Source organism: Paraburkholderia sp. MM5482-R2, from assembly GCF_050436125.1.
GTDB classification, from domain to species: domain Bacteria; phylum Pseudomonadota; class Gammaproteobacteria; order Burkholderiales; family Burkholderiaceae; genus Paraburkholderia; species Paraburkholderia tuberum.
On the sequence record NZ_JBNDLP010000003.1, the window covers coordinates 3,004,820 to 3,022,951 of the forward strand.

17 protein-coding genes and 1 pseudogene are annotated in these 18,132 nt (G+C 61.1%); 5 read left to right on the forward strand and 13 right to left on the reverse strand.

Features of this window, described 5'->3' with window-relative positions; all coding sequences use genetic code 11:
* Window positions 1-21: 21 nt before the first annotated feature.
* Window positions 22-1,131 (reverse strand): hypothetical protein, encoded by a 1,110-nt coding sequence (locus tag OKW37_RS35735; protein ID WP_429403750.1) that lies wholly within the window; start codon window positions 1,129-1,131, stop codon window positions 22-24.
* A gap of 224 nt (window positions 1,132-1,355) precedes the next feature.
* On the opposite strand from OKW37_RS35735, the gene OKW37_RS35740 reads away from it, so the two are divergent.
* Window positions 1,356-2,291 (forward strand): FadR/GntR family transcriptional regulator, encoded by a 936-nt coding sequence (locus OKW37_RS35740; protein WP_429403751.1) that lies wholly within the window; start codon window positions 1,356-1,358, stop codon window positions 2,289-2,291.
* 67 nt (window positions 2,292-2,358) lie between these two features.
* Here OKW37_RS35740 and OKW37_RS35745 read toward each other — a convergent pair whose 3' ends face one another.
* From OKW37_RS35745 to OKW37_RS35775, 7 genes are all read right to left on the reverse strand, one after another.
* Complete coding sequence (locus OKW37_RS35745) at window positions 2,359-3,351, reverse strand: NAD(P)H-dependent flavin oxidoreductase (RefSeq protein ID WP_429403752.1); 993 nt, start codon at window positions 3,349-3,351, stop codon at window positions 2,359-2,361.
* 21 nt (window positions 3,352-3,372) lie between these two features.
* The gene (locus tag OKW37_RS35750) at window positions 3,373-4,152 is read right to left on the reverse strand and encodes an SDR family NAD(P)-dependent oxidoreductase (RefSeq protein ID WP_429403753.1); all 780 of its coding nucleotides are present in this window, start codon (window positions 4,150-4,152) and stop codon (window positions 3,373-3,375) included.
* A gap of 55 nt (window positions 4,153-4,207) precedes the next feature.
* On the reverse strand, window positions 4,208-4,966 hold the full coding sequence (locus OKW37_RS35755) for an enoyl-CoA hydratase/isomerase family protein (RefSeq protein WP_429403754.1): 759 nt from the start codon (window positions 4,964-4,966) through the stop codon (window positions 4,208-4,210).
* A 114-nt stretch (window positions 4,967-5,080) separates the two neighbouring features.
* Window positions 5,081-5,818 (reverse strand): enoyl-CoA hydratase, encoded by a 738-nt coding sequence (locus OKW37_RS35760; protein ID WP_429403755.1) that lies wholly within the window; start codon window positions 5,816-5,818, stop codon window positions 5,081-5,083.
* Between the two features lie 19 nt (window positions 5,819-5,837).
* Window positions 5,838-6,998, reverse strand: coding sequence for an acyl-CoA dehydrogenase family protein (locus tag OKW37_RS35765; RefSeq protein WP_429403756.1), 1,161 nt, complete (start codon window positions 6,996-6,998; stop codon window positions 5,838-5,840).
* A gap of 76 nt (window positions 6,999-7,074) precedes the next feature.
* Window positions 7,075-8,286, reverse strand: coding sequence for an acyl-CoA dehydrogenase family protein (locus OKW37_RS35770; protein ID WP_184061978.1), 1,212 nt, complete (start codon window positions 8,284-8,286; stop codon window positions 7,075-7,077).
* 19 nt (window positions 8,287-8,305) lie between these two features.
* Window positions 8,306-10,237 (reverse strand): AMP-binding protein, encoded by a 1,932-nt coding sequence (locus OKW37_RS35775; protein ID WP_429403757.1) that lies wholly within the window; start codon window positions 10,235-10,237, stop codon window positions 8,306-8,308.
* 322 nt (window positions 10,238-10,559) lie between these two features.
* Here OKW37_RS35775 and OKW37_RS35780 point away from each other — a divergent pair.
* Window positions 10,560-11,057: pseudogene (locus OKW37_RS35780) on the forward strand (MBL fold metallo-hydrolase); the annotation flags it as partial.
* Between the two features lie 87 nt (window positions 11,058-11,144).
* Here the strand turns inward: OKW37_RS35780 and OKW37_RS35785 are convergent.
* Window positions 11,145-12,122, reverse strand: a complete 978-nt coding sequence (locus OKW37_RS35785; RefSeq protein WP_429403758.1) for an NAD(P)H-dependent flavin oxidoreductase — start codon at window positions 12,120-12,122, stop codon at window positions 11,145-11,147.
* A 193-nt stretch (window positions 12,123-12,315) separates the two neighbouring features.
* Between OKW37_RS35785 and folE the strand changes: the two genes are divergently transcribed.
* Entirely contained in the window at window positions 12,316-12,951 is a 636-nt protein-coding gene (gene folE / locus OKW37_RS35790; protein WP_187611726.1) for a GTP cyclohydrolase I FolE, read from the forward strand.
* A 91-nt stretch (window positions 12,952-13,042) separates the two neighbouring features.
* On the opposite strand, the gene OKW37_RS35795 is transcribed toward folE, so the two are convergent.
* From OKW37_RS35795 to OKW37_RS35810, 4 genes are all read right to left on the reverse strand, one after another.
* Window positions 13,043-13,585 (reverse strand): nuclear transport factor 2 family protein, encoded by a 543-nt coding sequence (locus OKW37_RS35795; protein WP_429403759.1) that lies wholly within the window; start codon window positions 13,583-13,585, stop codon window positions 13,043-13,045.
* Window positions 13,586-13,596: 11 nt separating this feature from the next.
* Window positions 13,597-13,911, reverse strand: a complete 315-nt coding sequence (locus OKW37_RS35800; protein WP_187611727.1) for a hypothetical protein — start codon at window positions 13,909-13,911, stop codon at window positions 13,597-13,599.
* A gap of 477 nt (window positions 13,912-14,388) precedes the next feature.
* A complete protein-coding gene (locus tag OKW37_RS35805) occupies window positions 14,389-15,174 on the reverse strand; it encodes an SDR family NAD(P)-dependent oxidoreductase (protein WP_429403760.1) in 786 nt (261 codons plus the stop codon).
* Between the two features lie 151 nt (window positions 15,175-15,325).
* Entirely contained in the window at window positions 15,326-16,225 is a 900-nt protein-coding gene (locus OKW37_RS35810) for a LysR family transcriptional regulator (protein ID WP_429403761.1), read from the reverse strand.
* Between the two features lie 229 nt (window positions 16,226-16,454).
* Between OKW37_RS35810 and OKW37_RS35815 the strand changes: the two genes are divergently transcribed.
* Window positions 16,455-16,883: a carboxymuconolactone decarboxylase family protein gene (locus OKW37_RS35815; RefSeq protein ID WP_008917662.1), complete on the forward strand. Its 429-nt coding sequence runs from the start codon at window positions 16,455-16,457 to the stop codon at window positions 16,881-16,883.
* A 41-nt stretch (window positions 16,884-16,924) separates the two neighbouring features.
* Window positions 16,925-17,908 (forward strand): phytanoyl-CoA dioxygenase family protein, encoded by a 984-nt coding sequence (locus OKW37_RS35820; protein WP_429403762.1) that lies wholly within the window; start codon window positions 16,925-16,927, stop codon window positions 17,906-17,908.
* Window positions 17,909-18,132 lie beyond the last annotated feature (224 nt).

Consider the following 18,132-nt stretch of genomic DNA (forward strand, 5'->3'; position numbering starts at 1 on the left):
TGCGCATACGCGCGCCGAAGTTCAGTATTTGCGGAAGTTCACGCCGACACGCGTGCCAAGCCCCGGGAGCCGGTTGATGGGGCGGCTGCCATGCTCCGGGGCGGCTTCGCCCCATGCGAACCACACGTCAGGCTCGCGCGCATCGCCCACGCGCCGCCAGCGGCCGTCCACCTGCGGATTCCTGAGCGTCCCGAGACCGACCAGACGCCCGCGCGGATCGGGCATGAATTCCCACTCTTCGCCGAACGCTGAGTAACGGATGCCTTCCTGCCAATACCCATTCGCGCCGAAATCGATGGTGCCCGTCACGTCATAGGTAAAGCGCACCTCGCCTTTCTCGTTGCCGAGAATCGCGAAGCCGAACATGTCGTTACCTAGCGTGAAGTGCCCGAAGTCGATGCTGCCATCCTTATAACGCGTCGCCCACGTGTACCAGACGAGTTCCAGCTTCTCCTGCACCAGCGCATCTTTCGTCTTGTAGATCTCGCCGCCCTCGTACATATGGATCGGATCGAAGCCGATCATGCCGCGCACCTTCTTTCCGAGTATCGTCCCTTCCATCTCGAAGATGTTCGCGACGTAGTACATGCCCGCGTCGCGGCCCGGCAGATACCAGTGCATGCCGGGCTTGACGAGCTTGCCCTCGATATCCATGCCGTTCTCTTCGTACCAGCTGCAATCCTCGGGCGTCCAGGTGACGTGAAAGCGATTGCCGGGCGCCTGCGGGTGGCTTCGCCAGTGGATGCGCTCCTCTTCGAGCGTTCTTGCGAATCCATCGTTCGGCACCGATTCCTTGCCTACCGGATGCATATGCATGCCGTCGTCGTGGCCGAGCGTAGTGCACAGGTAGAAACGCCGCCGCGTGTCCTTCGCGTCGGTCCGCAGGCCAGCGGGAATCCGCCGCATCGGGCAATAGATCTCGCCATCCTCGTCGCGCAGCGTTCCCCACAGGTAGAGCGCTTCGGGCGGCATGCCGAAGTAGGCGCGGTTGGACAGCATATCCTCGATGGTGGGCTCGAAGGCGCTGACAAGAGGCTGCCAGCCAAAGTCGCCGCGGCGCGGCATGGATAGTTTGGTGTCGCTCATGGTCGTTACACCCGTCACGATGGTGAAGTGGTTGGAGCGGCTCACTATAGGTATCCTCGCGCGTGGCCGAAAACCGGTCGATCCGCTCGTCTGGCCACGAGCACGCCCGGCGCGCGATCAGCACAGGGGCACAGGAGCTAACGTATTGATTTACCGGCTTTCTCTGCGGTCCGGAAACGCGCGCTGCCTGCGCGCACGAAAGCTTCGTTACACGTAACGATCATGTGCGATATATTGAACGACGTTCGCATTTAATACTAATCCCGGACATGCCAAAATCGTCTGCCGAACGCGTCGCCGCTTATCGCACCCGCAAGAAGGCCGAAGGCATGGTGAGCCTGACACTGGTCGTCCCGGCAGCCGACGTCGCCCTCTTCAGCCAGTTCGCCGCGCAACGCCGCGAAAAGCTGCGCGACAACATGCATCCTGGCCAAGCCCCGCGCCAGCAGTGGCTCTCGATGCTGGCCGCGATGACGCCTGCGCTGCCCCAAACTGCCGAGTCGCGCCGCAAGCGCAATGCGATCGGCGCACCGATCACGCGCGCGCAGACGCTCTTCATGGCGCTGCTGAAACACATCATCGATCTGGGATGGCCGGCAGGACTACCGCTCGGCTCCGAGCAGGAATTGATGAAGGTCCATGGAGTAAGTCGCGCTGCGTTGCGCGGAGCGATCCGCTTGCTCGAGCACCACTCCATCGTGAGGGTGCAGCGCGGCACCGCAGGCGCCGTGATCGTCGCCCAGCCGGACCTGAGCGCGACGATGCAGGCAGTCAGCGTCTATCTGGAGTATGCGGGCATCGCGCCGCGCGATATCCTCGCGACGCGCCGCACGCTCGAACTGGCCGTCCTGGATCTCGTCATCGAACGGCTCGACCATGAAGGTGAGCGACGCGTGCTCGACCAGGTTCAGGCCGAGGCGCCACTCGACGGCCGTGCCGGCGCCGATGAGTTGCTGCGATTTCATTTCCTGCTCGCTGAACTTTGCGGCGATCCCGCACTGCGTCTCTTCGACGGCATCGTCCTGCAACTTGCCGATGCGCATTCCACGTTTCATCGGCGCAGCCGAACGGACCGCGACCGCGTCGTGGCGAGGATCAAGGAATACCATCGCGAGATCGCGCGCGCGATCATTGCCCGCGATAAAGAGCAGGCTCGCCGGCAAATGGCCGACTACATCGCGGGGATCAGGACGTGGCTGGAGTAGCGGCCGCGCTGCACTTGCCTGTCCGCCTCAACGATCACCGATCCCGATCCGTCGCCGTGCTAGCCATCTACAGCGTCAGCGTGCTCAGCCGGTTCGACGCCGCCACCGCGTCGTCGATCATCTCGTCGAAAATTGCCTCGACCTTCCTGACCGCGTCGGCAAACACCGCGGCATGCCCATAGTCGATCATGCCCTTGCGCGTGTCGCCGGTCACGTAAGCCTGGTGCGCGAGTGCGCCCATCACGTGAGGGCGGAACCGCTCGAACTCGCTCACCTGCGCGCGATCCAGTTCCATGACCGTCTCGGCGCTCTCGTTGCGCAGCACACGGTGATGATCGCGAATCGCAGACTTGACCACGACGCTTTCGCTGCCGTCGCCCGCCACCACCTTCGCCTTGACTTCAGGATGAATCCACAGCTCCTCGGCGACCATCATGCGCGTGCCCATGATGACCGCGTCGGCGCCCATCGCCAGCACGCCCGCAAGCTGCCGCCCGGTGCCGATGCCGCCGCCGATCACAACCGGCAAGCCAATCTCCCGCGGCGCCTGCGCGGCCTGCACGATGCTACCGATCTGGTAGATGCCTGGATGGCCGCCGCACTCATTGCCGACGACGATCACACCGTCGACGCCCATCCGCACCGCCGTATGTGCATAGCGCACAGCGGGCACCTTGTGCAAAACCTTGATGCCGGCCTCCTCGAGCAACGGCACGACCGCTTCGGGGCTCGCACCGGCGGTCTCCACGCAGGCAACGTTCTCTTCGATCAGAATGCGGATCTGTTGCTTGACGCGCTCCACTCCGCCCGCTTGCCGCGATATGTAGAGATTGACGCCGAAATTCTTTGCACCGGTGAGTTCACGACAGGTGCGCAACTCGTTGCGGAATTCGTCGGAATCAGGAAAGCCCGCGCCGACGATAAAGCCCATGCCGCCTGCGTTGACGACGGCCGCGACATACCGTGCGTCGGACACGCGCGGCCCAAGACCGCCGCAAAGTATCGGGTGACGAATGCCGAGCAGATCGGTGATTCGCGTCCTGAACATCTGGGGGCGCACGATGTCCTTCCCTCCTGCAGGTCAGCGAAACGAGATCGTGTGGCCGCCATCCACCGCGATCGTCTGGCCGTTGATATAGCCGCCCGAACGCGATGCGAGCATCACGGCTAGCCCGGCGATCTCGTCGACCTCGCCGAAGCGCTGTGATGGATTGCGACCCCGGTACCATTCGACCATCGCCTCGTCCTCCCATTGCGATCGCGCCATCTCGGTCTTGAAGGTGCCAGGCGCGATGCAATTGGCAGTGACGCCCTTTGCGGCGAATTCCATCGCGAGGTTTCTCACGAGCTGCATGTCGGCGGCTTTGGTGAGCCCGTAGGTTCCCGTCACGGCATCGCCGAACAGTCCAACCACGGATGCCACCGAAATAAAGCGCCCATAGCCACGCTCGATCATGCCGGGCACGGTCATCTGCGCGAGCCAGGTATTGCTCTGGACGTTGACCTGCATGAACTTGTTGAACGTTTCGTCTTGCAGATCGAGTGCCGAGCCTATCCACGGGTGAATCGCGGCATTGGCCATCACGATATCGACCCTGCCCCACTCGCCGTTCGCCGCAGCCACGAGACCTTGCAATTCCGCTTTTCGGCCGATGTTGCAGGCGAACGGCAAGGCCACCCGAGTTCCGACCTTTTCGTTGATGGCTTGCGCGGCGGTTTCGCAGGCGTCGGCGTTACGGCCTGAAACGACGACTTTGGCGCCGTGTTCCGCCATGCCGAGCGCACTGGCATAGCCGATGCCGCGACTCGATCCGGTGACGATTGCGACCTTGTCCGTGAGGTCAAAAAGCGATGAGGGCATACGTACTCCACAAAAATGGAGGCTTGTCGATGAAAGCAAGGTTCACCGGGCAGGATCAGGCTTGCTTGCGTTTCTGCTGGGCGATGAACGCCGACGCGATCTCGTGATGCTCATCGCTGAGCGTCGCCTCCAGTTGGCGTGCGAGGGTCGTGTCGAGCATCTGGGCCGCACTGCGATGGAGATGCAGGTTCATCAGCTTCTTGGTTTCGCGCAGTGCGTGGCGCGGTTGCTTGAGCAGCTTTTGCGCAAGAGTCGTAGCCTCTTCCATCAGCTTGTCGGGTTCGACAACGCGATTGGCCAGACCGAAATCAACGGCTTGCTGCGCTGTGATGCGATCTCCAGTAAAGATCAGTTCTTTCGCCCGCAGCAGACTGGTATAGAGCGGCCACGACACGGAGATCCCATCTCCGACGACGAGACCAATGTTGATATGCGGCTCGGCGAGAAAAGACTTCTCCGACATCAGAACGATATCGCACAGCGTAGCCATCGTCGCGCCCCAACCGACGGCTGGCCCGTTGACGGCGGCAATCAGAGGAATCGGCACGTCGATGAAACCGTGGATCGTTTGCCGCGCGTTCTCCTGCACGTTGCGCGCAAAATCGGGGTCGTCGAGCGTCTTGACGAAGTGATTCATGTCTCCGCCGGCGCTGAACGCCCTTCCCGCACCGGTGAGAATCCCGACGCGCGCCTCGGGATCCGAGGCTAGCGCAGCAAACAGCTTGGGGTAATTGAAGAGCATCTCGGTGGTCGACGCGTTCAGATCGTCTGGTCGATTGAGCGTAATGATCCGCAGGCCGCCGTCGGCCGTCACCTGAATGTCGTCTGGAAGATCGTAGAGATTTGCCATGCGAGTTCCCTCAGGGCGAAATTGTTGATTGAGCCAGCGTCACGGCCCTCGCGTCGCGCGCTTCGCTCAGGCAAGCGATTATTTCCCCACCTGCCACGCCATGCCGCCGCTTTGCTTTCTTTGCGCCAATGCCGCCTTCTCGATCCGCAACGCCTCTTCCAGCGAAGCTAGCGCACCCTGATCGATCACCCGCTTGACCGTCGCGACGAGGTCGGGGCGGCGGCTCGCAATCGTCTTCGCTAGTGACGCTGCCCGCTCCATCAGTTGCTCGTGGCTGACCACCTCGTTCACGAGGCCGATGCGCAACGCGGTGGCCGCGTCAATCGGATCGCTCGTCAAGCTGAACTGCTTCGCCCACCGCGGACCCACGATATACGGCAACCTCGCGGTCATGCCGCCCCCCGCGAGCGCGCCGATTTTCGTGTGCGTGTCGGCAAAGCGCGCACGCTCGGACGCGATGATGAAATCGCACCCCATTGCAAGTTCCAGCCCGCCTGTAACGGCAGCGCCGTTGACCGCCGCGATTACCGGCTTGGTGATGCGTGGCCACATATCGATCATGTCCGCGACCCGCGTGCGCGGCGCATCGGGCGCGGAAAAATCATTCAGGTCGAGCCCAGCACAAAAGGCCGGATCGGCGCCCGTCACGATAAGGACGCGCAGACTTTGGTCCGCTTCGAAACGATGCAATGCGTCGACCAGCGCTTCGGTCAATGCGAGGTTCAGTGCGTTGCGGGCCGCGGGCCGGTTCAGTGTCAACGTGAGGACCGTTCCGTCACTCTGCACGCCGAGCAGATCGGTTGCTTTTGCGTTCATGGCAATGCCTCGAAAGGGTTCACGCCGCCGCGACCATTGCCTCGTGCTGAATCTGGCGTGCGTAGCGATTCAGGTGATAGTCCGCGTTGCCGAACAATGCGTCGAGCACCAGATGACGGCGATAGTGATGGCCCACCTTGTATTCATCCGTGATGCCGTAGCCACCGTGCAACTGGATACCCTGTTGCGTGACGAACTTCGCGCTACGAGTGGTCTGTGCCTTGCAGCCCGAGATTTCGACGCTCCGGTTCTCCCTGTCCTCGCTGATGGAGAGCAACGCACGGTGCAGTGTTGCGCGCGCCTGCATCGCTTCGATCGCCATGTCGGCCATCCGGTGTTGCAGCGCCTGGAAGCTGCCAATCGCCACGCCGAACTGCTTGCGCGTTTTCAGGTATTCCGACGCGAGCTCGATAGCGTCTTCCATATCGCCCACCAGTTCGGCACAGATCGCAACGACCGCTTCGTCAACGGCGGCCTGCAGTCCTTCGAACGCTCGCCCAGCCTCACCCAGAACATTCGATTCTGCGACGATCACACCATCGAGCAGCAAGTCGGCAGATGGCGTGCCGTCGAGCAGCGCGCAAGTCTTCAGCGTCACGCCTGCCTGCTTCGGATCGACGACGAAAACCCCGATGCCGTCCGTGGCATCGGCTGCACCCGCCGCGCGAGCGACGACGAGCAGACGGTCTGCAACGGGCGCTCCAACCACGAGCGTCTTATAGCCGTCCAGCCGCCACGACCCGTCGTCTGTCTTCTTCGCGGCGGCCGTCACGTAATGCACCTGACCCCGCGCTTCACGTTCACTGTGCGCGACTGCATAGACAGTCTCGCCCGAAACGATCTCGCCAAGTATCGCCTCGCGCTGCCCGCCTCGCCCGCAGCGCGTGACAAGCGACGCAGGAAACACCCCACACATCACGTATGGTTCCAGCACCAGCGCGCGCCCGATCTGCTCGGCCACGATGGCGCTTTCGACTGACGAGAAACCGAGCCCGCCCAATTCATCCGGCACCGCGACACCGAGCCAACCCATTTCGCCGAACCTACGCCACGTCTCGCGCGAAAATCCGCCTCCTTGCGAAGCAAGATTGCGACGATGTTCGAACGTATAACTCTTTTGCAAGAAGCGTTGCGCGCTTTCCTGCAACATCCGCTGTTCGTCGCTCAACTCGAAGTCCATGCTGCACCCTTTATGCCGGCAATTGATGCGATCCCACGTCTCGGGGATCGAAGACCGTTCGTGACTCGATATGGCGTCAAAGATCGAACAGTGCTTTGGCGATGATGTTTCGCTGAATTTCGGCCGTCCCGCCATAGATCGAGCAAGCCCGCCGATAGAAGACCTCTGCCGCCAGGCCTGGCGCATATTCAGGTCCGATGAACTGGGCCTCGCGCAGCTCTCGCTCTTCATTCGGATCGGGATAGAACACGGCGCCGTAATCGCCGATCACCTCCAGCAGCATCTCCGTGAGCTTCTGATGGAGTTCGGATCCGCGCACTTTGAGCATGGATCCGATCGCCATACCGCCACTGCGCTCGTCTATCCCTTGATGCAGGATTTTCTGCACCGCCATGTCGATCGCGCGAACCTCCAATTCGTGCTGCGCGAAACGCGCCGCAAACGTCGGATCCTGGATCAATGGCTTGCCGGCCATCCGTTCGCGCGAGGCGTAGTGCCGGATCTTGCGCAGATAGCGCTTGAGGGCAGGCGCTTCAGCGCCAAGAAACGCCCGCTCGTTAAAGAGCAGAAACTTGGTGTATCCCCACCCCTTGTTGACCTCGCCGATAAGGTTTTCAGCAGGCACACGCACGTTGTCGTAGAAGACTTCCGCCAGGTGATGGCAGCCATCGAGCGACGCGATCGGCCGCACGGTAACGCCCGGCGACGACATGTCGAGCAGCAGGAAGGAAATGCCCTTTTGTGGCTTCGCTTCGCTATCCGTGCGGACCAGCACGAAATTCCATTGACCGTAGGCGCCGAAGCTGGTCCAGATCTTCTGTCCATTGACGATGTAGTGGTCTCCATCGAGAACCGCCGTCGTACGTAGCGATGCAAGATCGGAACCCGAGCCCGGCTCTGAAAAACCCTGTACCCAGAACACTTCACCACGTTGGATAGGAGGAAGAAAGCGGCGCTTCTGCTCTTCGTTGCCAAACTCGCAAATCACGGGTCCGACGAGCGACACGCCCGCCTGATTCTGTATCGGTGCGCCTGCCAGATAGCATTCTTCCTCGAAGATGTAACGCTGCATCGCGGTCCACCCCGTGCCGCCGTCAGCAACCGGCCAATGCGGCACTGACCAGCCGTGCGTTTCGTGCAAGATGCGAGTCCAGCGCTGTGAATCGTCGTCACCTGCCAGAAAGCCCTGCTGCCCGCGAAAGGCCAGGTCGGCCGGCAAATGCTCGTTGAGGAACGCACGAACTTCTTTGCGGAACGCGATGTCCGCGGGATCTACGCGAAAATCCATGGTTTAGCTTCCAGCGTTTTCAGTACGTTGAACCGCGGCGCGCGCCTTGATCTGCGCCCGCTGCTGCGCCAGCGTTGCCGACCAATGTGCGCGGCGTGGGCGGCACGCAATAAAGCTCGTCCACGACACCGCGCCGTCGCTCGAGCACATTGCGTTGGCTGATTGCGCTCTTTGCACTCAATTCGCCGTTATCGAGCGTCGGCTGCTCGCTTTCGAGCACGATGCGCGCAATGCGCGTAGAGCTGCCGCCAGGACGCGCGGCGAGCTGGTCGAGTCCGGTCTGGAAGAACGCGCGCACGCCGCGGCTGTTGACAATCTGGTCGGCGCCCGGCATCGGATCGTGAAGGTCGTCGCAAAGCGCACGGCACGCTTCGATGTCAGGGAAGACGAGCGCGCTCAGGTAGTCGCGGTCGTGCCCGGCAATCACGATATCCCGCGCATACGGGCCCCACACGTTCAGCGCGTACAGTCGCAACTCGGCGACGTTGACCCAGGTGCCCGAGGACAGCTTGAAATTTTCCGCAATGCGTCCGTCGAAGCGCAGTCCCAGTTCGAGGCGCTGCGGGTCGATGAACGTTGCTGCGTCACCGGAGCGGAAATAGCCTTCCTCGTCGAACGCGGCGGCGGTGCGCTCGGGATCTTTCCAATAGCCGGGCGTCACACAGTCGCCGAGGAAACGGATTTCCAGCTTCGCGCCGACCGGCGCCACCTTCACTTTGACGCCGGGCACGGGCAACCCCGCAATCGCTTCGCGTCGCGGATCCCAGGCCGCCGATAGCGGCGTTGGGCCTGCTTCCGTGCTGCCGATGCCCGACATGATGAGCACACGCTGGCCGATGGTACGCACCGCGAGCTCGTCGAGTTGAGCCCAGATGTATTTCGGCAGACTTGCGCCGCCGTAGTAGATGAGCGCGAGTTTGCTAAAGAATTTCTCGCGCAGTGCCTTGTCCGCCTGCAGATGCGGAATGAGCGAGGCCAACCCTTGCGGCGTATTGAGGTAGACCGCCGGCGCGATTTCACGCAATGCGTGCACCGTTGGGCCAATTTCCTCCGGCGTTGGCTTGCCTGGGTCCAGGTAGTAAGTCCCCCCGCCGTACAGCACCATGCCGAAGTTATGCGTGCCGCCAAAAGTGTGATGCCAAGGCAGCCAGTCGACGAGATCCGATGGCCCGTCCTGAAGAAACGCGAACACCTGGGCGACTTGCTGTCGATTGCTGCACAACATGCGCTGCGGGTAGATCACGCCTTTCGGTGCGCCTGTCGTTCCCGAAGTAAACATGATCTTGCCCACCGTATCCGGGCCGACTGCCTTGAACGCCTTGTCGACGTCGGCTGTAACCGGCGTCTTCAGCCACTGCGCGACGCGCGAACCGCCACGACCCTCCGGCAACGGACCGACGACGACACATTCCACGTCGCCGAACACCTCACGCAATGCGCGGCCATACTGCGCGCCGTCCTCCGCGAAGACGAGGCCGGGCGTGCATACGGCCGCGAGTTGCCTGAGCTTCGAAAAGTCCTGCGATAACAGCGAATACGCGGGTGTCACCGGGATATAGGGAATCCCGACGTGCAATGCGGCGAGCGCGAAGAGCGCGTGTTCAAAGCTTCGATCGGAAAGAATCATCAACGGACGAGACGGCGACAATCCTCGATCGAGCAGCGCCTGCCCCAGCGCACGCGCACCGTCGAACGCCTGGCGGTAGGTCAGAGACTCCCATGACTTGCCCTCCGGCGTCCGCCGCGCAAGCAACGCGCGCTCGGGCGTGACGCTCGCCCAGTGTTCGAGCCGCTCCGTCAAGCGGACGGGATACGCCTGGAGCGGTTCCTTCAGTTCATACACCACGCTTCCGTCTGGCCTTCGCTCGACGATGGCATCCATGCTGCCGACGCGAATCGGGCGAAACGGCACATCCATCAGCGCATCGTGCGAAGCCGTACCTGCATCCATCTGAGTCGTCCTGTTGTTATCTGGCAAGTCATGTCCCGCGAGCGCTCGCATCGCCTTCCGATACCTGGAAATGTTGCGGGCCAAGTTCAACCAATAATTGAACGTCGATCATCTAGTTGAACCAGAATAACGCGAAATCCCAGCCACGTCTATCCGTCGTCACCCACGAGGAAGCCTGATAGCACACACGCAATCTGGCGCGAATGACGCGCGCAATGTCCGGCACGATCGCAGCTTTGCGCATCGCACAACAACGTGGACAGAAAACAAAAATTGCGCTAATTTCTGAACGTCATTCTCATTGTTAAACACGACACCGGGATTGCTCGATGGCGATTTGCTGACACTTGCGCATGACGGCGAGACGCATCGATTGCTGGGCGTCTCGACAGCGGGGCACGCAAGCAACCACGTGTGCCTGGTCCTTCTGGAAGACGGACTGCTATTCAGCGGCGATCACATTCTGAATGGCAGCACGACCATCATCGATCCTCCCGACGGCAACATGACGGCGTACCTTACGTCACTCGACCGGTTGAACGCGATTTGCACCGAACGTGAGATCGACTTTATTCTGCCCGCCCATGGGTACGTGCTGGACCGACCGCATGACCAGATCGCCCGCCTCAAGGCACACCGTCTCGCCCGGGAAGCAAAGATCGCCGGCGCGGTAAAGGCACTGCCGACCGGTTCGATCGACGACTGGCTGCGTCTTGCTTATACCGATGTTCCCGAAAGGCTCTGGCCAGCGGCATCCCGGTCGCTGCTGGCGCATCTCGAACGACTCGACGAACAAGGTCGTCCGACTTCGCAGGCCTGATTGCGATCGTAATACATGCATCGGCTGCCACGCCCGCTAAAACCGGGGGCACGGGCAGCCTTGTTCGACGGCCGTCTTGTTGCGGACTCAGCTCGCTTCTACAAGCGCGGCCAGCCGGCCATGAATGAGTGCGCGCGCCTCGGCGACCATCCGACTCACGAGTTCCGCGCAGGTGGGAATGTCCTCGATAAGCCCGATTGCGAGGCCAGCCGGAAACGTTCCGTCTTCGGTGTCACCCGTCTCGTACACTCGCTTACCGCGCTCACCGCTCACCAGCGGCTTGAGATCCGCAAACGTCACACCCTCTTTTTGCTCGAGTTCCAACACTTGCTCTGCTACCGAATTCCTGAAGATACGCGACGTGTTCTTCAGCGTGCGGAAGATCAACGCCGTATTGCGCTCGTCATGCTCTACGAGCCTGCGCTTGACGTTCTCGTGAATCGGCGCCTCCCGCGTTGCCATGAAGCGCGTACCCATATTGATCCCATCCGCGCCGAGCGCGAGCGCGGCGACCATGCCGCGCGCATCGGCAATGCCGCCTGACGCAAGCATCGGAATTTGCAGTTTCGCGGCCGCGGCCGGCAACAGGATCAGATTGGGCACGTCGTCCTCGCCCGGATGTCCGGCGCACTCGAATCCGTCCACGCTCACGGCGTCGCAGCCCAACGCCTCCGCTTTCAGCGCGTGACGCACCGACGTGCACTTGTGAATGACCTTGATTCCCGCAGCCTTGAATGCGGGCATATATGGCTCGGGATTGCGTCCCGCCGTCTCGACGATCTTCACACCGTTCTCCACGACCGCTTGCACGTACTCGTCGTACGGCACTGGCTTGATCGTCGGCAGAATGGTCAGGTTGACGGCGAACGGCTGATCCGTCATTGAGCGAACCCGAGCGATCTCGTTGCGCAGCGCCTCGGGCGTGGGCTGCGTCAGAGCAGTGATGGTGCCGAGCGCACCGGCGTTCGAGACGGCGGCGGCAAGTTCAGCTCGACCCACCCACATCATGCCCCCTTGAACAATGGGGTATCGAATCCCAAGCAGCTCTGTAATGCGCGTTTTCATGTGCTGATCCCTGTGTAAGTGCAACCTGATTTTTCGACCCGCAATGGTCGAACGCCGCGTGCAAGATGCGCCGGTAGTTTGTATTTACGAACACCGTGCAATTATATACACTTCCTCCACATCGCCGACACTCGTGTGCCGCACTCGCGGACGCCGATGCGATTGCACGAGGCATGAATGATCAGGAGAGTTGATGAACAAACGAGACAATCAGATTGGCGCTGAGGAAGTGTCGATTCGCCCCACGCCGGACGAGGCGGAACAAGCCGTGCGCACGCTGATCCGATGGGCCGGTGACGATCCCGAAAGGGAAGGTCTCATTCAAACACCTGCACGGGTCGCGCGCGCATACCGCGAGTTCTTCTCGGGCTATGACTCCGATCCGATGCAGATTCTCGCCACCACATTTTCCGAAGTGGATGGCTACGACGAGATGGTGGTGCTAAAGGACATCCGTTTCGAGAGCTACTGCGAACACCATATGGTGCCCATCATCGGACGTGCGCACGTTGCCTACTTGCCCGAGCATCGCGTGGTCGGCATCTCCAAACTCGCGCGCCTCGTCGATGTCTATGCCAAGCGCCTACAGATTCAGGAGAAGATGACCGTTCAGATCGCCGATGCGCTGAACACCGTGCTTCAACCGAAGGGAGTCGCTGTCATTCTCGAAGCCGCGCATCAGTGCATGAGTACGCGAGGCGTGCACAAGCCCGGCGCATCGCTGGTGACGAGCCGAATGCTGGGCGCATTCCGTGACGATCCTTCCACCCGCCGCGAGTTTCTGTCGATTGTCGGTCACAGCACGATTGCGCCATTACCCAATAGCTGAAAGCCAACGTCGGCTTGCTGCCGACGTTGGCTTTCATGGCAAATCGATGCTGGGATCCGTGGCAAGCGTCGTTGCCGGCTTGCGTCTGGCCTTAAACCTCGCTGGGTTGGCGCGTCTTTAAAGGCCGTTCGTAAGAGACGTCTTCACGATTTCGTGCACTGACGCCATTGCCCATCAGGATTTCACGCCACGCAGTAGGCACTTCCGCAGGGGTCAGTTCGTTGATCGCTTCGGAGATGCAGACGCGGGCGGCAATCGCCCACACGCCATCACGCTTTTCGAAGCGGTCGATATAGCGCCCCACCGCTAGCGTGTCTGGCTTGACGCGATTTTCTCCGAAGAAAAGCCAGTACGTCTCCCCGTGCGCCTCGTCGCCCTGCAATTCGACGCTGTGATTGAACACCATATGGTGGTGCGACAACTGATGCTCGGTATGGTACGCAAAGGCCCAGTCAACGAATTCCTCTGCATCCCCGACGAATGCGCCGTGGTCGTCGATTGCGTCCGGATGGTACGCCGACAGCGTCAACTTCCGGTCCATGCGATCGACCCCGCGGCAATAGCGGTGTACGCATTCGCGTATGTCCTGCTTATCCAACAGTGCTTCGACGCGCGCGCTCAGTTCTTCATTCATGGCTTCTACCGTTAGATAGTCATGGCGACAAAAAAGACGACCGCACCGATCACGGCGCCAATGAAGCAACAACCCTCGCCTGTCGACAAATCGGCTTCCTGCGCTCGCGCACGGCTCGCAATCGCACATCCGATGATGCCCGCCAATGCCGTCGCCCCGAGCACCGCAAACATCATCACGACGTCGAAGAGTGCGGACCGGCCTAGCTCTTCCATGCGCACATCGCGTTGCAGCAGCCAGACCGCCGCCGCCGAAATCGACAGGAGAATGAGTGGGAGCCATACTCTACGCGCCTCCCGAGCGCTCTCGCGAGTCAGCGTTTTCATCGCGCCCGGCCCTCCGTCCGCAGCTTGCCCAGAGCACGAGGCGCCACCGCGCCCAACACGCGCGCCGCCCAATTCGATTGTTTTGCGCGAGCCGATTCGTCCGACGACGGAGCGCCCTTTTCAGCGCGCTGGCGACGATAGTCGTACGTATAGTCTGCAAGAGGACCACGTAAATCGCTGTCGAGAAAGTACATCGCATGTCTCCGATCAGGCTTATGCTCTCGGGCGCTTGCATGGCGCCTCTTGATGGACATCCTATGCCATGGAATATGGTTATGCAACACGTCGTTCAATTAATGGCGTCGGTGTTTTCACTACCCGACAAGGCTCAGACCGACGCGCATGCGCGAGCGCCCGCTGCACACACATGGACGTGTGTGCGAACGGGTCGGCAATCAATCGGGGAAAGGCAATTGCAGCGCCAAGCCGCGTGCTCGACGCAGCTTGGCGATTCGAAAATGACACGCAGACGAGTGATCAGGAGACCTGGAAGCCGCCGTCGACAGCGAGAAGCTGACCGGTGACGTAGTCCGATGCCGGCGACGCGAAAAACAACACTGCCCTGGCGATATCGGAGGCGACGCCGATGCGGCCCAGCGGCATGCGACCAGGTTGGGTGATCGGCCCGTGAGCCTGATGAACCTTCGTCGATGCGGCCGCGCCCTCGGTTGCCACGCCGCCGGGCAGCACTGCGTTCACGCGAATTCCGTCTGCTGCGAATTCGAGCGCTGCCACCTTGGTGAGGTTGTTCACGCCCGCCTTCGACGCGCCGTAGTCACCGTTGTCGAAAATCACCGGCTGCAGCGAAGCCACCGACGAAATATTGATAATGGAACCGCCGTTTTTGGCACCTTGCATTCGCTTGATCGCTTCTCGCATGCAGAGGAAGGTGCCGCGCAAGTTGATGCCGAGCACCTTGTCCCACTTTTCTACCGACGTCTCGACGAATTTCGTCTTCGGATAAATGCCCGCGTTGTTCACGAGAATGTCGAGGCGCCCAAGCTTCGCCTGCACCGTTTCGTACATCGCAAGAATCGACGATTCATCGCCGATGTCCACTTTGATCGCGATAGCCTTGCCAGACGCACTTTCGATTTGGCTGGCCGTCTGCTGCGCCGCTTCCTCATTCAGGTCCGCCGCGACCACCGCCGCGCCGGCCGACGCCAGCAGCAAAGCCGTCTCGCGGCCGATGCCTGAGCCTGCCCCTGTTACCACCGCCACTTTCTGATCGAGATTGAAAAGACTCGCCACATTCGTACTCATTGCTCCTCCTTTGGCTCGCCACGCGAGCGGGTTATTTTCTGAACGTCATTCGCAAAGATAAACACGCCACTTTGGCGTGTCAAGATGAACGAGAAGCGGATGACGAAAGGAGCAGCATGGACGAAGCTGTCGAGCAGTGCGATTGCGCGTATCACCCCGCCGCCGGCGACGCGATATCGCGCATGATGTCGAGCATCGAACGGTGGTAGGGCTTGTGAGGTCTATCGGCCCACACCAGCGACACCTCGGTTTCGCCTGAAGCCGGAACATCCTCGATGTCGACGAAGGCGACACCCTCCACGGGCAGGTATCGCGCCGAGTCCAGCATCAGACCGATGCCCAGTTCATGAGACACGAGGTTGAGCATCGTGTATGGATGGCGCGCTTGCTGGGTCACCCGCGGCGACAGCCCCGCCTCGCGGCGCGCTGTCTCGAACGCAGCGAACAGCGGCTGCGACATCTGCTGAGGGAACATGATGAGCGGGTATCGCGCGAGATCCGCGATACGAATTGAAGGCTGCGCCGCCACGGGCCACTTCGCCGGAACCGCGGCCACCATACGCAGACGCTCGATGACCACGCTTTCCAAACCGGAGACGTCCGCCGAACTGGTGACTACCACGCCCAGGTCGATGCTGCCGTTTTTCACGCTGGCGACGGTCAAAGCACTGCCGCGCTCGATCAACCGGACGTCAACGCCCGGCCATTGCTTGCGAAGCCCCTGAATGGCTAGCGGCATGATTCGCAGCGCACACATCGGCACGAACGCTACGCTCAGGCTCGCGAGTTCGTCGGCGGCTTGCCGCACGCGCCGCTCGGCCAGCTCCGCTTGCGCGATCAGTGGCTTCGCTTCCGCGAGCAACGCGGCTCCGGCGGCTGTGAGCGAAACGCCTCGCGGTGTACGTTCGAGCAGCTTGATACCGAGCTGCTCCTCCAGCCGCATGATCGACTGGCTGAGCGGCGGCTGCGCCATGCCCAGGCGCGCAGCCGCACGGCCAAAGTGCTGGGTCTCCGCAACCGCAACGAAGTGTCTGAGATGCCGCAATTCCATGACGTGATATGGCTTTGATATCGGGTGTCCTCAGCATATCGCCTTTGTCCCGTTGCGGTGCACTACGGACGAACCCTGGTCATATCGGGTGCGCACTATCTTGACGTCCAGCACCGTTCAACATACATTTTAGAATGTCGTTCTACAATGCGAACCATGACCAAGGCGGCTCGGGTGAGTCGCATCCGCTATCAATAGCCGCGCCGCCGCGGTTAAACAGGAGACACAAGTGAAGAGCCTCGAAGAAAAACTTGCCTATGGTTTGAAGGTATTCGGCGAAATCATGGGTGAAGACAAGGCAGCCGGCTTACGGGCCGCAAGCGAGTCCACCGGCTTCGGATCCGACATTTCACGCCTTGCCATCAACTACGCGTTCGCGGATGTCTGGGGCGACGACAAACTCGAGCGCAAGCAGCGCAGCCTCGTCACGCTGGGCATTCTCATCGCCAGCCGGCAGACGCTCGAACTGAAGAACCACGTCCGCATTGCCGTGCGCAACGGTCTGAGCGCACGGGAACTCGAAGGGGTGCTGATTCAGGCGCTTCCGTATGCCGGGTTCCCCGCCGTCGCCTCCGCGACCACGGCCGTTCTGGAGACACTGCGGGAACTTGGCATCGACACCACGACCCGCACTTCGGAAGAACGCGGATTGCTGTGAGCCGACATCAGAGCGCCCCCCGCGACCAAAGGAGACAATTTATGAGCACACCAGGCGTGGATATCGTGCCGACGATGCGCGAATTCAACGTTTCCAATGACCTGCTCGGCAATCACGCCGAGTTGCAAGAACGCTGGAACGAAGACGGCTACCTGTTCTTTCGCGACGTTCTCTACCACGAGCCGCTGGAGCGCATGCGCGGTCTGCTTGTTGATCACCTCGACAGCAACGGCTTCGTGGACCGCAACGACCGAGACGTGCGATGGACTGGCAAAGACCGCGAAAATTTCAGCTTTTTTCCCGTGAAGGCGATGAACGAGCAGCGCGCGGCACGCACCGTGATGGAAGACCCCGCGGTTCGTGCATTCTTTCAGCGGCTCTTCGGCGTACCGCTTTATTGGGTACCTTTCACCGAATACCGCACCTCGCCGCCCGCTATCGACAAAAGCCGCACACGGTTCGACTTCATTCATGAAGATGCTATCTACAGCGACCGCCTCGATTTCATCATCTGCTGGATTCCGCTCAGCGATATCGATGCGCGAGTCGGCGGACTGGCCGTCGCGGAAGGATTGCATAAGCTCGCGTGCCTGCACAGGAAGGACGGCGACAAGATCATTCCTATCGATCTCGCGAGCGTGCCAGAAGACGCATGGCGCCGCACGAACTACCGCTTGGGCGACGTCCTGTTGATGAGCCGACGCACGCCGCACTCTGGTCTCAGCAATCATTCGGACCGTTTTCGTCTGTCACTCGACACACGCATCCTGCCGCACGGCGGAAGTTTCCCGTTTGAGCCCCGCCTGCCCTATGTGGGCACGCTGACGTCGATCGCATCGGACCAGATCGTCGTGCGCGACGCGCATGGTGAACATGTGTTGCGACTCGACGATACGAGTTATCTGCGCGGCCTCCAGGGCAACCGCCTGCGCGGAGACGAAATTGCCGGCGTTTATCAGCCGGGATCCGAGGTGATCGTTGCACATGAAGGCGACCTCGTTCAAACGCTGCGCCCGCAGCACTGATCGCCGTGTCAGGCGCAAAGACGAAGCTTCGTCTTTGCGCCTCGCGCCATTCGCCTTGCTCTCTGGCCGGGCAATTCCGAAGCATCGATCACTGGCAGCCTTTGCTCGCGGATTTATGAATGTCGTGCTAATATCGGAACGGTTGCTTGTGAACAACCAGGCCGCGAGCCTGCAATGGCTGTCACAGGGTTAGCGGCATCGCGCGCAAGCCGCCCAGGCGTGAC

What these genes read in the sequence shown, in the direction of transcription:
- OKW37_RS35820 (WP_429403762.1), top strand. Translation starts at nt 16,925, where the DNA reads ATGAGCACACCAGGCGTGGATATCGTGCCGACGATGCGCGAATTCAAC.
- OKW37_RS35810 (WP_429403761.1), bottom strand. Translation starts at nt 16,225, where the DNA reads ATGGAATTGCGGCATCTCAGACACTTCGTTGCGGTTGCGGAGACCCAG.
- OKW37_RS35795 (WP_429403759.1), bottom strand. Translation starts at nt 13,585, where the DNA reads ATGAATGAAGAACTGAGCGCGCGCGTCGAAGCACTGTTGGATAAGCAG.
- OKW37_RS35805 (WP_429403760.1), bottom strand. Translation starts at nt 15,174, where the DNA reads ATGAGTACGAATGTGGCGAGTCTTTTCAATCTCGATCAGAAAGTGGCG.
- OKW37_RS35785 (WP_429403758.1), bottom strand. Translation starts at nt 12,122, where the DNA reads ATGAAAACGCGCATTACAGAGCTGCTTGGGATTCGATACCCCATTGTT.
- OKW37_RS35800 (WP_187611727.1), bottom strand. Translation starts at nt 13,911, where the DNA reads ATGAAAACGCTGACTCGCGAGAGCGCTCGGGAGGCGCGTAGAGTATGG.
- OKW37_RS35765 (WP_429403756.1), bottom strand. Translation starts at nt 6,998, where the DNA reads ATGGACTTCGAGTTGAGCGACGAACAGCGGATGTTGCAGGAAAGCGCG.
- OKW37_RS35760 (WP_429403755.1), bottom strand. Translation starts at nt 5,818, where the DNA reads ATGAACGCAAAAGCAACCGATCTGCTCGGCGTGCAGAGTGACGGAACG.
- OKW37_RS35775 (WP_429403757.1), bottom strand. Translation starts at nt 10,237, where the DNA reads ATGGATGCAGGTACGGCTTCGCACGATGCGCTGATGGATGTGCCGTTT.
- OKW37_RS35770 (WP_184061978.1), bottom strand. Translation starts at nt 8,286, where the DNA reads ATGGATTTTCGCGTAGATCCCGCGGACATCGCGTTCCGCAAAGAAGTT.
- OKW37_RS35750 (WP_429403753.1), bottom strand. Translation starts at nt 4,152, where the DNA reads ATGCCCTCATCGCTTTTTGACCTCACGGACAAGGTCGCAATCGTCACC.
- folE (WP_187611726.1), top strand. Translation starts at nt 12,316, where the DNA reads ATGAACAAACGAGACAATCAGATTGGCGCTGAGGAAGTGTCGATTCGC.
- OKW37_RS35740 (WP_429403751.1), top strand. Translation starts at nt 1,356, where the DNA reads ATGCCAAAATCGTCTGCCGAACGCGTCGCCGCTTATCGCACCCGCAAG.